Here is a 12610-nt window from a genome sequence, read left to right on the forward strand (position 1 = left end):
CCATGAGACTTCACTTCGAGCCCAACCTCGACTACCAGATGCAGGCCATCGAGGCTGTATGCGATCTTTTCCGTGGTCAGGAGATCTGCCGCACCGACTTCACGGTGACCATGAAATTGCCCGATGAAGCGCAGATGTCACTGGGCGTGGCGCAGTCCGACCTTGGCGTTGGCAACCGCTTGACGCTGCTCGACGACGAGCTGCTCAAGAATCTGGCTGACATCCAGTTGCGCGGTGGCCTCCCGCCTTCTGGCTCGCTGACTTCGGGCGACTTCACGGTGGAAATGGAGACCGGCACCGGTAAGACCTATGTGTATCTACGCTCGATTTTCGAGCTGAACAAACGCTACGGCTTCACCAAGTTCGTGATCGTGGTGCCTTCAGTGGCGATCAAGGAAGGTGTCTACAAGAGCCTGCAAATAACTGAGGAGCACTTCAAGGGCCTCTACGCGGGCGTGCCCTTCGATTACTTCTTGTACGACTCGGGCAAGCCTGGGCCGGTGCGCAACTTTGCCACGAGCGCCAACATCCAGATCATGGTGGTGACGGTGGGTGCCATCAACAAGAAGGATGTGAACAACCTCTACAAAGAGAGCGAGAAGACCGGCGGCGAAAAGCCTATTGATCTGATCAAGGCAACCCGGCCAATCATCATCGTGGATGAACCGCAGAGCGTGGACGGCGGCCTGGAAGGCCGTGGCAAGGAAGCACTGGACGCCATGAGCCCGCTCTGTACGCTGCGCTACTCCGCCACCCATGTGGACAAACACCACATGGTGTTCCGCCTGGATGCCGTGGATGCGTACGAGCGCAAGCTGGTCAAGCAGATCGAGGTGGCATCGGCCACGGTAGAAGACGCGCACAACAAGCCTTTCGTGCGTTTGGTGAAGGTGGAAAACAAGCGCGGCCGCATCAGCGCCAAGATTGAGCTGGATAAACAGGTCGCCACTGGCGTGCAGCGGGTTGAGGTGACGGTCAGCGATGGCGACGACCTTCAGCAGAGCGCCGATGGCCGCGCGATCTATGCCGACTTTCGGGTGGGTGAGATCAACACAGCTAAGGGCGAAGAGTTCATGGAACTGCGCTATCCCGGCGGCGAAGTGTTCTTGCCGCCTGGCCAAGCCCATGGTGATGTGGATGCGCTGGCCGTGCAGCGCGAGATGATCCGCCGCACGATCAAGGAGCACCTAGACAAGGAAAAGCATCTGCGGCCATTGGGGATCAAGGTATTGAGCCTGTTCTTCATCGACGCGGTGGACAAGTACCGTCAGTACGGTGCGGACGGCCAGCCGGTCAAGGGCGTGTATGCGCAGATGTTCGAGGAGGAATATCGCCGGGCCGCCAAGTTGCCCGCCTACCAGAGCTTGTTTGCCGAAATTGACCTGGCGTCCGCCGCCGAGGAGGTGCACAACGGCTATTTCTCCATCGACAAAAAGGGCGGCTGGACCGACACCGCCGAGAACAATGTGGGTAATCGGGAAAATGCCGAGCGGGCCTACAACCTGATCATGAAGGAGAAGGAGAAGCTGCTGTCCTTCAGCACGCCGCTGAAGTTTGTCTTCTCCCACTCCGCGCTCAAGGAAGGCTGGGACAACCCCAACGTGTTCCAGATTTGCACCTTGCGCGACATTCAGACCGAGCGCGAGCGACGCCAGACCATTGGTCGCGGCCTGCGTCTGTGCGTCAACCAGGATGGCGAGCGGGTACGCGGCTTCGAGGTCAACACCCTGACTGTGGTGGCCACGGAGAACTACGAACAGTTTGCCGAGAACCTGCAGAAGGAAATCGAGAAAGACACGGGCATCCGCTTTGGCATCGTGGAGCCGCACCAATTTTCCGCCATTGCCGTGACCGGCGCTGATGGGCATGCCGCACCGTTGGGCATGGAGCAATCGAAGGCGCTGTGGGAGCACCTGAAAGCTGCCGGCCATATCGATGCCAAGGGTAAGGTTCAGGATTCACTGAAAGCGGCGCTGAAGAACGGCACCTTGGGGCTGCCGGCCGAGTTTGATGCGCAGAAAGCCCAGATTGCCGAAGTGCTGCGCAAGGTGTCTGGCCGGCTGGACATCAAGAATGCCGATGAGCGCAAGCAGGTGCCGCTGCGCAAGGGCAAAGATGGCAAGGCCGTTTATCTGAGCGACGAGTTCAAGGCACTGTGGGACCGGATCAAACACCAAACAACGTACCGTGTGCAGTTCGATAACGCCAAGCTGGTGGCGGATTGCATCGCGGCGTTGCAGAAGGCCCCGGTGATTGCCAAGGCACGGCTGCAATGGCGCAAGGCCGACATCTCTATCGGCAAGGCAGGTGTCGCCGCGACAGAGAAAGCGGGCGCGGCGACCGTGGTGCTGGACGAGGCGGATATCGAGCTGCCGGATTTGCTGACCGACCTGCAGGACCGCACCCAGCTCACCCGGCGCACCCTCGTCAGCATCTTGACGGGAAGCGGCCGCCTTGACGACTTCAAGCGTAATCCGCAGCAGTTCATCGAATTGACCGCCCAAACCATCAACCGCTGCAAGCGCTTGGCCCTGGTCGATGGCATCAAGTACCAGAAGCTGGGTGGCCAGCATGTCTATGCGCAGGAGCTGTTCGAGAAGGAAGAGCTCACCGGCTATCTCAAGAACATGTTGCTGGATACACAGAAGTCGGTCTATGAGCATGTGGTGTACGACTCGACCACCGAACGCGACTTCGCCGATGGGCTGGAGAAGAACGACGCCATCAAACTCTACGCCAAGCTTCCAGGCTGGTTCAAAGTGCCCACGCCGCTGGGTACCTACAATCCCGATTGGGCCGTATTGGTAGAAGAAGACGGAACTCAGCACCTGTACTTTGTGGTGGAGACCAAGAGCAGCCTGTTTACCGATGACCTGCGCGACAAGGAAAGCGCCAAGATCGAATGCGGCAAGGCGCATTTCACTGCGCTGGAGGGGGGGGAGAACCCAGCCCGGTATGTGGTTGCGCGCTCGGTTGGTGATCTTTTGACCGAAGCGGCAAAGGGCTAGTATTTCGCTGCTACCCAAGGGATGAGAAAGGTCGACTAGTATGCGTCTCAAGCGTCCTTCGATGGATGCTTGAGACGCTGATTCTCTAGCTGCTGGACTGGAAGAATGAGCGTTACAGGCCTGAATCTAATCTAGATCGAATGCTACTTGTCGACGGGTCTTAGCGTCTTGGAAGCGCACTAGCCACGTCCCGGCGGCTGTTAGTCTGGTCGAATATCCCGACAAGCCCACTCAACCAACCCCCGGCAAGCTAGAAACAGCCCATCCACAACCCCCTCATCCAAATGCCGCTCCGGCTCCGCTGCCACCCGGCAGCGGTCTGCCGAGTGCAGCACCTCCAGCACCGTCAGCAACCCCACCAACGCGCGCTCGGTCCTCGCCAGGCTCACTCGGCGGCCGGGTGACACATCGTTCTCCGGCCAGGGCAGCCCATCAGCACCCTCGCAGCCGCGCATCCGCTTGAGGATGCCGAGCAGGGAGTTCAGGTCGGGCAGTGGAGTGTCGTCGTTGATGGGCTCAACAACGGTGTACGAGGAGAAGGTGTCGGATTCGTTCATGGCGTCGGTTTCCTTGGCTGTGCTTAACAGCGCCACCGCGCAAGCGGGGTGGCGGACGATGCGTGGCTGCAAACCGGGACGAAGTAGTGCCATGACCGGTGGGCCCGAAGACCCCCACGCACCGCCCGCCATAAAGGCCGACGGATTGCCCGCCGGCGCCGGTTAAGGACGGCGCCGACGGGCAAGCGTAAACAACAGGCACATCGAACGTCTCGGGTTTGCAGACCCGGTGCCACCCGTTGTCGGTGGCGCGCCATGGTGTTTACGCTGCCGCTTCGAATGCAAATTCAAATTCGCGAAGAAATCGCGGAATTTGAGAGCGAGTATCTATTGTTGCATGCACCCGCCGTGCAGCACGCGACGCCACAAGACGCATTCGTGCAGATGCTCTGCTGATTACGAATCAAAGTGCCGCAATCGCCCATGCCGCAAGCGGATAGCGCGACGGCCTTCTTTACAACAGTTCTTAGTAAGCTTCGGCAGACAACGGCGCCCGATCAGCCGTACACCCCGAAAATCGGTTCAAACACGACACCGCCAACGAGCTTCGCAGCCTCAACCAACGCTGTCCTCAACCACCACCGCATTCCCCACCAACAACTCAATCATCGCCCTTGCAGCCGCCGACTGCCGCCGATGCGGCGCATAGATCACCGAGAACAGCCGCGATCTTCCCCGCAGCTGCGGCAACACCTCCACCAGCTGCCCACGTTGCATCCGCTCGCGCACGATGAACTCGTAGCTCTGGCAGATGCCGATGCCCTGTTCGGCCAGCGACACCACGCCCAGCACATCGTCGGAGGTCTCGATGGACGAACTCGGCAGCCAGTCTACGTCGCGCCCGTCGTCGCGGAAGATCCATGGTGCCAGCCGCCCAGTGCGCGGCATCACGAACGGCAGGCACAGGTGCTGCTGCAGGTCGTCCAGCGTCTGCGGCGTACCGCGCCGTTGCAGGTAGTCTGGCGCGGCCACCAGCAGCAGCGGCGCGTCTTCCAGCTTGCGCGCTACCAGCCCGCTGTCCGGCAGCTGGCCCAGGCGGATGGCCAGGTCGAAGCCTTCGGCCACCAGGTCCACGTTGCGGTTGGTGATGTTCAGTTCCACCTGCACCTGCGGGAACTGCTGCGCAAAGCGCGCCAGCACGGGCGGCAGCCGGTAATGGCCATAGGTGGTGGGCACGCTCAGGCGCACGCGGCCGGCCAGCGCACCATCCTGGGCCAGTACGTCGCGCTCGGCGTCGTCCAGCAGGCCGAAGGCGGTGCGCACCTGTTCCAGATAGAGCCGCCCGGCGTCGGTCAGGCCCATGCGGCGGGTGGTTCGCTGCAGCAACTGCCGGCCCAGCCGCGCTTCCAGGCGGGTGACCGCGCGGCTCAGCACCGAGGGCGTAGTGGACAGCGCCACCGCGCCGGCGGTGAACGAGCCGTGCTCGACCACCGCCAGGAACACCTCCACATCGCCCAGGTAGACGAACTTGCGGCTCATTTGGCTCTCCGGGGAACAGATGTTTTGCGATGGGGCCAATTTATCGCCGCCGAAGCGATGAATAAAGTGGCGGCCATTCCCCGATAGGAGCTACCCCGTGAACATGATGACCCGGCTGGCCGCAGCGCTGGCCCTGACCCTGGCCGCCAGCGGCGCGCATGCCGCCAACGTGCTGGTGGTGCTGTCCGACGAAAACCACCTGGACCTGAAGGACGGCAAGGTGCTGTCCACCGGCTTCTATCTCAACGAGCTGATGCAGCCGGTCAAGCTGTTGCTGGACGCGGGCCACGAGGTGACCTTCGCCACGCCGCAGGGGCAGGCGCCGACGGTGGATGCGTCCTCGGTGACGCCGGCGTACTTCGGCAACGATGCTGCGCAGCTGACGCTGCACAAGGACCTGCTGGAGAAGCTGGCGCTGACCTCGCCGACGGCCTCGCCGGTGGTCAGCCTGGCGCGCGTCGAGCAGCAGGGCTACGCGCGGTTTGATGCGGTCTACATTCCCGGTGGCCACGCGCCGATGCAGGACCTGCTGAAGAGCCCGGCGCTGGGCCGGCTGCTGGCTGACTTCCACCAGCGCAACAAGACCACCGCGCTGGTCTGCCACGGGCCGATCGCGCTGCTGTCCACGCTGCCGGATGCTGCAGGTTTCGTGGCAAAGCTGGACGCGGGTGCGATGCCGGCTACGCCGAAGTGGATCTACAGCGGCTACCAGATGACGGTGATCAGCAACCAGGAAGAAGAGCAGGCGAAGCCGCTGCTGGGCGGCGGTGAGATGAAGTTCTACCCGCAGACCGCATTGCAGCAGGCGGGGGCGAAGTTCAGCAGCAACGTGACGCCGTGGACGGGGCATGTGGTGGTTGATCGTGAGCTGATTACCGGGCAGAACCCGGCTTCGGCGTTGGAGGTGGGGCAGCGGTTGGTGGAGCGGTTGAAGTAGGGCGGGCCTGCAACGCATGCGGTGCCGTGGCACCATGATGGGCTGGCCTCGTCCCTTTGGGCGAGGCCAGTTTTCCAGGGTAGCCAATCACCACGACATGCGTACGTCCGTCCTCTTTATTCTCTCCGCCCTCTGCCTGACCCTTCTGTCTGGCTGCGCCAGTGGGCCGGACTACCACCATTCCAGTCGCGAGATTACCGGCGCGTTCGTGGCCGACGACGGCAAGCTGTACCTGCTGCCGGTCTATGACGAGCCGATGCGCTTCGATGCAGCCCCGTTCCGTGATTACCGCGCCCTGATGGACAGCCCGCTGCGCGAGGCGGTGGTCTGCGCGCAGCTGTACTTCCGTGAGGACTGGCGCGTGCCGGCCGACAGGACCAAGGTGCATGGCAGCTACGCGCTGCTGCTGCGGCCGGAGCAGGTGACGCCGGAACAGGCGGCGCAGTTCAAGCTGGAGCGGTTGGAGATCAGCCCGCGGGTGGCCAAGGCCATCAATGGGTTGACGCGCCGGCCGTACATTCTTGAAGCCCGGACCCGTTACGAGCTGGCGGCCAACCCGGACTGCAATCTTTCCAGGCAGGGCGGCAGCTATTACAGCGCGCTGTTCGAGAGTGATGGCGAGCGGGTGACGTTGCCGGACGCTGCGGCGCTGGCCGCGAAGGCGAAGCTGGCGCAGTCGATTACCGCGCGGGCTGAGCGGATTCGGCCGGAGGATACGGACAAGCCGGGGGTTGGGACGACGGCCGGGAAGGTGCTGGGCGCGGCGTTGGTGCCTGTGGCCGTTCCGGTGTTTGTGTTGAGCCTGCCGTTTTTGGGGCCGGATCATTGGAAGTGATGGGGGGTTGAAGCCGAAGCATCCACGCGTGGCGTGGATCTACTTGGGCGTCGCCAATGCCTGAAAGTTCATCGTGGAGATCTGTGTGGCAAGCGCATTGGAAGGTGTTTTGAAGACCGTGGGCTTCATTGTCCTTGCGGCGCTTCCGTTGGTGATCCTTTGGTTCATCCTTCGGCGAATGTCAGCGACTGCCCGTTCTGCGTTGGGATCAGGGCTGCGATTGAATTCCCCTCGCCGGATTTCCGGTACGTCCATGACCTTGGTGATGGTGGATGGGAAAGAGGATCGGGAGCACTACTTCTTTGATGCGGAGTCCTTCTACCTGCGGCGCGGCCCGGTGCCCACGGCCGTTCCGCTCTCGCAGATCACCTCCGTCACCCGAACCTCCGATGTCATCTACGGGCGCTATGTCTGGCAGGTGTGCTTCAGCAAAGCAGCGGGCAGAAAGAGCGTAACGTTCACCAACAACCTGACGCTGTTCAACCGCGATTTTCTGCTTTTCCTGGAGGCGGTGCGGAAGGCCAATCCCCTGGCGACCGTTGAGCGAGCGGGCGTCATCTTCTAACCGTGGTCCGCGACATGGGTAGCGCCATTCAAGGGGGCGGGCCCGTGAGGCTACACTGGCCACATACGCCCGATGGAAGCTCGCCCATGTTCAACGGAAAGGTTGCGGTAGTCACCGGCTCCACCAGCGGTATCGGTCTTGGCATTGCCAGCGCGCTGGCGCGGCAGGGCGCCAACATCGTGCTGAATGGATTTGGCGATGCGGCGGAGATCGAACGCATCCGTTCCAGCCTGGAGGCCGAGTTCGGTGTACGGGTGGCGCATGATGGTGCCGACCTTTCGCGTGGCGATGCGGTGCGGGATATGATCGCCAACGCCGTTGCGACGATGGGGCGCATCGATATTCTGGTGAACAACGCGGGCATCCAGCACACCGCGTCGATCGAGGAGTTTCCCGTAGCGAAGTGGGATGCAATCCTCGCACTGAATCTCTCGGCGGTGTTCCACTCAACGGCGGCGGCCTTGCCTTACATGAAACAGCAGGGATCCGGTCGCATCATCAACATCGCGTCGGTGCATGGGCTGGTTGGGTCGGTGAACAAGTCGGCCTATGTGGCGGCGAAGCACGGCGTGGTGGGGTTCACCAAGGTGACCGCGCTGGAGAACGCGGGCACGGGCATCACCGCCAACGCGATTTGCCCGGGTTGGGTGCGAACGGCGCTGGTCGAGCAGCAGATCACGGCATTGGCCGAGAAGGACGGCACGGATCAGGAGTCCGCGGCTCGCGCGCTGCTGGCCGAGAAACAGCCCTCGTTGCACTTCGTGACACCCGAGCAGCTGGGGGAGATGGTGGTGTTCCTGGCATCCCATGCTGCGGCACAGATCACCGGCACGGCGCTGCCGGTGGATGGCGGCTGGACGGCGCGCTAGCTGGTCGGCTGCCCGCCGGGCATGGCCCGGCGCTACCGGGAGATCGGTGTGGGGTCCGGTGTTATCGGGAGGTTGGCGCGGTGGTTCGGCGTTACCGAAGGCGGGTGGGATCGATCAGGGGAATCTCGCCGAGGGCGCCCAACGCGATGCGATGGCTGCAGAACCCCAACGAGGTATCCGCGGCGGGCTGCACCTTGTGGCGCGGCACGCTTTCGATTTCCCGTACCTCATCGACGGCCAGAGCGAGCGTTTCCGCGCCGGCCTGCATCAGCAGCATGGCCGGGCAGCCATGGGCGAAGGCGGCCAAGCCAGTGGCCTGGCGCAGATCGACCACCGGCAGGGCGTGGCCGCGCACGGTGAGGTGCGGGCACGTACCACTGCCGGGGCGATCAAAGGTTTCCGGGCCGCGGATTTCAATCGCGGCTTCGACATCGATGGCAAACAGGTGGGTACCGGCCCGCACAACAACAACTTCAATGAAGGCCGGCGACGACGGGGCCGGTTCACCGGCCGAAGGGGAAGAGGGCTGCAAGAGGAACCTGTGGAAGGGTATTTAGACTGCGTCGCAATGATGCCGTGTTGACGTGGTGTAACGCGTGCTTGACGGGTGAGCGGCCAACACGCGTTGCATGCGTCGTTCAGCGGAATCAAGGTGCCTTCACGGGTTGGCTTGGGCCGGGGGATTGCCAGCCATGGGCTGGCATTACTGGGGTTTGGCGAAGACGTCCAGGCCTTTGCCGGTTTCCAGCAGCGACTTCAGGCTCGACAGCACGATCGGCCAGCCCTGACGGATGCCGGTATCCATGCCGCTACCCGGTTCCAGCTCGTCATGGGTCACCGTCAGCTTGACCATGTCCTCATAGGGCACGATCTCGAACGTCACCCGGCTGTAGGCCTTCGGGTTGTCTGCCTGCGAGGCGGCTGCCCAGGTGATCACCAGCCGCGAGGGTGGGGTGTTTTCCACCACTTCGCCCACCAGCTCGACCTTGCGTTCGTCGTTGGCGCGCACGTGTTGCCAGCGCGACCCGGGCTTCCAGTCCGATACGTTTTCATGGCCCCAGTAGGTGCGGGCAATCTCCGGTCGGGTGATGGCCTCGAACACCTTCTGCGGCGTGGAGGCGATATAGATCACGTGGATGAAACGGGTGGATTCAGCGCTCATCGTCATTCTCCTTCCAGTTCCTGTTTGAGGTCATGCAGCAGGCTCAGGCGCTGCTGCTCGAACTTGCTTACCCAGCGCGTATAGACGTCGTGCAGCGGCACTGGGTTGATGAAGTGCAGCTTCTCGCGGCCGCGCCTGACGGTGCTGATCAGGTTGGCGTCTTCCAGCAGGCCAAGGTGCTGGGTGACCGATTGCCGGGCCATCTGCAGGTGCTCGCAGAGCTGCCCGAGCGTCTGCCCGTTGCGCTCGCACAGCAGGTCCAGCAGCGTGCGGCGCGTGGGGTCGGCCAGTACCTTGAACACCTTGTCTGCATCCATGGGGGCCTTCAGTTCCAGTTGTCGATCTTGATGTCGTGCGGGCTGGGCTGGCCGTGGCCGGTTTCCAACAGGGATTTCAGGCTCATCAGGAAGATGGCCCACTTGGTGCTGCAGTGGTGCATGAATTCCACGCGTTCTTTCCAGCCTTCGTGAGTGAACAGCACGATGCAGTAGTCGCCGTCCTGGTGCAGGGCGAAACGCGCGGTGGTGCCGATCCATTCCGGCGGGCCGTCGATGAATTCCCACAGCACCCGCTCGTTTGGCTGCAGTTGCAGCAGCTTCATCTGCATGGCGCCGATTTCCTGGCCGTTGGCGGTGAAGCGGGCGGTCACGGTGCCGCCGGGGTGGCGGTCGCCGGTGGTGTCTTCGGCCCACCAGGCGGCGATGCCTTCGGGGGTGGCCAGAGCCTGGTAGACCTGGGCCAATGGGGCGTTGATGCCGACTCTGTGTGCGATATCCACCATGATTGCGGCTCCACGGTGGGCGGCGGGGTGCCGTCCGTGGGATCACAATAGGCAGGTAAATACCTGCATGTCAACTGCGCTGCCGTGAACGCACTACCGGTCAGCGGCGCGCAATGGACTTTTGGCCGTGGTGATGCCTGGTGCGGGGCGGCATTCTGGGCGGAGCTGGGCGATTGCAGTCGTTCGGGTTTGTTGAATGAAAGGAGCACTACGCGTGAGTGATGCAGGAAAAGAGGCGCTGACGATCCGTCGCGCCAGTGTGGCCGATGCGCCTGCGGTGCTGGGCTTGTTCGATGAGGTGATTGCGTGGTTCGTGGCCATCGGCAACCCGCAGCAGTGGGGCACCGAGGCGTGGTCGTCCATTCCGCGCCGTATCACCCAGGTGACCGATGCCTGCGGACTGCCCGGTGCGTGGGTGGCGGACACCGCGCAGGGCGAGGTGCGTGCGTTCCTGGCGTTGGGTGAGGCGATGCCGTATGTGCCTGCGGCAACCGAGCCAGAGCTGTACGTGCGCGTGCTGATTGCTTCGCGCGATGCGCTGGTGCGTGGTATCGGCCGTCGTTTGATGGCGTTCTCCGACGAGCAGGCACGCGCGGCGGGATTGGATTACCTGCGCGTGGATTGCTATGGCGGTGGTAGTGGCGAGCTGGTGCGCTTCTACGAATCGTGCGGTTACGAGCGGCTGTCGACCTTCAACGTGGATGGCTGGCCGGGACAGGTGTTGGGCCGTCGTCTGTGAGCTGACGGCGTCTCAGTTCTCTGCGTCCTGCAGCGCCGCATGCAGTTTGTCGGTGATCTGCTGCAGCGCGGCCAGGTCATCGGCTGAGAGGTGGTCGAGGAAATTCCGGCGCACGCTGGTGACATGGACCGGCCTTGCTGCGCCAAGCTGGGTGCGGCCTTCTGCGGTCATGCGGATCACCACCACATTCTCGCTGTCGGTGTCGCGCTCGATCAGGCCGCGGCCGGCCATGCGGGTGAGCTGGTGCGAGAGCCGGGTCTTGTCCCATTCCAGGTAGTCCAGCAGTTCGCGCTGGCGGCGGCAGCGATCCTTTGCCTTGCTCAGTTCCATCAGCACGACGAAGTCCGCACTGGAGAGCCCGGTGCTGCGGGTGATGTCGTGGACGATGCGGCCGGAGGTGATTTCGGCCATGCGTCGGAAGCCGCGCCAGGCGGCCCACTCGTCGGGGGTGATGGTGGGTGGGGTCATGCGCTCACGTTGCACGTGTCCGGTTGACGTGTCAACCGGAACGTTCTACGGTTGATATATCAACCATTCCATGGGCCGCCTCATGCTGCAGCATCCGCGTATCGCCATCATCGGCGGAGGCCCCGCCGGCCTGACCGCCGCCCTCATCCTGCATCGCGGCGGCCACCGCGTGTGCGTGTACGAGGGCGAGTCGTCGGGGCAGCAGCGCACCCAGGGCGGCACGCTGGATCTGCACGAGGATTCCGGCCAGCTGGCGCTGCAGCGCGCCGGTCTGCTGGACGCGTTCCGGGCCGTGGCGCGCCACGAGGGACAGGAACAGCGGACAGGCGATCCGTGGACCGGAGAGATTGTCGCCGGTGGATTCGGGCCGGAGGGGAGCATGGACAAGCCGGAGATCGACCGCGGCGACCTGCGCCAGTTGCTGCTGGATGCGCTGCCGGCCGACACGGTGCAGTGGGGCCATGGCCTGACCGAGCTGGTGCTTGCACAGGCAGGCCACCACAGCCTGCGCTTTGCCAACGGTGTGCAGGCCGGGGCGGACATCGTGATCGGTGCCGATGGTGCGTGGTCGAAAGTGCGCGCAGCGCTGAGTGCCTGCCAGCCGTTGCCGACCGGTATTACCTTCTTCGAAGGCTGGATCGCACAGCCTGCGGCGGATATCGCGGCCATGGTGGGGCAGGGCAGCCTGTTCTGCTTTGGCGGCGAGGAGGCGATGTTCGTGCAGCGCAACAGCGGCGATCGGTTCTGCGTGTATGCGGCGCTGAAGCGGCCTTCTGATTGGCTTGATGCGCAGATCGCGCAGAAAGGCATGCGCGCGCTGGTGACAGGCAGCTATACGGGTTGGGCCCCGAACCTGCGAAGGCTGCTGGACGCGTGCACCGACTTCGTGCGACGGCCGATCTACAGCCTGCCGGCGGATTTCCGTTGGGCACCGCGCAAGGGCGTGACGCTGATCGGCGATGCTGCCCATCTGATGCCGCCGGTGGGCGTGGGCGTGAACCTGGCGATGCTGGATGCCTCGGATGTGGCGATGGCCCTGTGCACGCAGCCGGATGCAGTGAGTGCCATCCGTCAGGCCGAAGCGGTGGTCTGCGAGCGCGCCAGTGCGCTGATGCCGGAAGCCATCGACGGGTTCCAGCGCTGGTTCACTACCGAGGCGAATGCTGACGGCGGTTGAGGCCGCTTGCATCGCGGCATGCGTCACTGCGTC

At 63.3% G+C, this 12610-nt stretch carries 15 protein-coding genes; 8 read left to right on the plus strand and 7 right to left on the minus strand.

The features are described from left to right. Positions 1–2: 2 nt before the first annotated feature. Positions 3–3008 (plus strand): type III restriction-modification system endonuclease, encoded by a 3006-nt coding sequence (locus CR156_RS07190; protein ID WP_100552325.1) that lies wholly within the window; start codon positions 3–5, stop codon positions 3006–3008. A gap of 200 nt (positions 3009–3208) precedes the next feature. On the opposite strand, the gene CR156_RS07195 is transcribed toward CR156_RS07190, so the two are convergent. After that, on the minus strand, positions 3209–3565 hold the full coding sequence (locus CR156_RS07195; RefSeq protein ID WP_100552326.1) for a hypothetical protein: 357 nt from the start codon (positions 3563–3565) through the stop codon (positions 3209–3211). Between the two features lie 255 nt (positions 3566–3820). Between CR156_RS07195 and CR156_RS22915 the strand changes: the two genes are divergently transcribed. Beyond that, positions 3821–3961 carry a hypothetical protein gene (locus CR156_RS22915; RefSeq protein WP_165780974.1) on the plus strand — a complete coding sequence of 47 codons (141 nt, stop codon included), beginning with the start codon at positions 3821–3823 and terminating at the stop codon, positions 3959–3961. A 159-nt stretch (positions 3962–4120) separates the two neighbouring features. On the opposite strand, the gene CR156_RS07200 is transcribed toward CR156_RS22915, so the two are convergent. Further along, positions 4121–5044, minus strand: a complete 924-nt coding sequence (locus CR156_RS07200) for a LysR family transcriptional regulator (RefSeq protein WP_100552327.1) — start codon at positions 5042–5044, stop codon at positions 4121–4123. 97 nt (positions 5045–5141) lie between these two features. Between CR156_RS07200 and CR156_RS07205 the strand changes: the two genes are divergently transcribed. The 4 genes from CR156_RS07205 to CR156_RS07220 all read left to right on the plus strand — a co-directional run bounded on the left by CR156_RS07205 (position 5142) and on the right by CR156_RS07220 (position 8250). Continuing rightward, complete coding sequence (locus CR156_RS07205; RefSeq protein ID WP_100552328.1) at positions 5142–5981, plus strand: type 1 glutamine amidotransferase domain-containing protein; 840 nt, start codon at positions 5142–5144, stop codon at positions 5979–5981. A 97-nt stretch (positions 5982–6078) separates the two neighbouring features. Beyond that, positions 6079–6816, plus strand: coding sequence for a hypothetical protein (locus tag CR156_RS07210; RefSeq protein WP_100552329.1), 738 nt, complete (start codon positions 6079–6081; stop codon positions 6814–6816). 85 nt (positions 6817–6901) lie between these two features. Then, positions 6902–7381, plus strand: coding sequence for a hypothetical protein (locus CR156_RS07215; RefSeq protein WP_243381739.1), 480 nt, complete (start codon positions 6902–6904; stop codon positions 7379–7381). Positions 7382–7467: 86 nt separating this feature from the next. Continuing rightward, positions 7468–8250 carry a 3-hydroxybutyrate dehydrogenase gene (locus CR156_RS07220; RefSeq protein ID WP_100552331.1) on the plus strand — a complete coding sequence of 261 codons (783 nt, stop codon included), beginning with the start codon at positions 7468–7470 and terminating at the stop codon, positions 8248–8250. 91 nt (positions 8251–8341) lie between these two features. Here CR156_RS07220 and CR156_RS07225 read toward each other — a convergent pair whose 3' ends face one another. The 4 genes from CR156_RS07225 to CR156_RS07240 all read right to left on the minus strand — a co-directional run bounded on the left by CR156_RS07225 (position 8342) and on the right by CR156_RS07240 (position 10193). Then, a complete protein-coding gene (locus tag CR156_RS07225; RefSeq protein WP_100552332.1) occupies positions 8342–8782 on the minus strand; it encodes a chemotaxis protein CheW in 441 nt (146 codons plus the stop codon). Positions 8783–8953: 171 nt separating this feature from the next. After that, positions 8954–9412 carry an SRPBCC family protein gene (locus CR156_RS07230; protein WP_033830924.1) on the minus strand — a complete coding sequence of 153 codons (459 nt, stop codon included), beginning with the start codon at positions 9410–9412 and terminating at the stop codon, positions 8954–8956. Between the two features lie 2 nt (positions 9413–9414). Then, the gene (locus CR156_RS07235) at positions 9415–9729 is read right to left on the minus strand and encodes an ArsR/SmtB family transcription factor (protein WP_100552333.1); all 315 of its coding nucleotides are present in this window, start codon (positions 9727–9729) and stop codon (positions 9415–9417) included. Positions 9730–9737: 8 nt separating this feature from the next. Continuing rightward, a complete protein-coding gene (locus CR156_RS07240) occupies positions 9738–10193 on the minus strand; it encodes an SRPBCC family protein (protein WP_100552334.1) in 456 nt (151 codons plus the stop codon). A gap of 214 nt (positions 10194–10407) precedes the next feature. On the opposite strand from CR156_RS07240, the gene CR156_RS07245 reads away from it, so the two are divergent. Continuing rightward, complete coding sequence (locus tag CR156_RS07245) at positions 10408–10932, plus strand: GNAT family N-acetyltransferase (RefSeq protein WP_100552335.1); 525 nt, start codon at positions 10408–10410, stop codon at positions 10930–10932. 12 nt (positions 10933–10944) lie between these two features. On the opposite strand, the gene CR156_RS07250 is transcribed toward CR156_RS07245, so the two are convergent. Further along, positions 10945–11400, minus strand: a complete 456-nt coding sequence (locus tag CR156_RS07250) for a MarR family winged helix-turn-helix transcriptional regulator (protein WP_100552336.1) — start codon at positions 11398–11400, stop codon at positions 10945–10947. Between the two features lie 70 nt (positions 11401–11470). Between CR156_RS07250 and CR156_RS07255 the strand changes: the two genes are divergently transcribed. Beyond that, positions 11471–12577 (plus strand): FAD-dependent oxidoreductase, encoded by a 1107-nt coding sequence (locus tag CR156_RS07255; protein ID WP_243381741.1) that lies wholly within the window; start codon positions 11471–11473, stop codon positions 12575–12577. Positions 12578–12610: the final 33 nt, after the last annotated feature.

It is taken from the genome of Stenotrophomonas lactitubi, assembly GCF_002803515.1.
Lineage (GTDB): Bacteria > Pseudomonadota > Gammaproteobacteria > Xanthomonadales > Xanthomonadaceae > Stenotrophomonas > Stenotrophomonas lactitubi.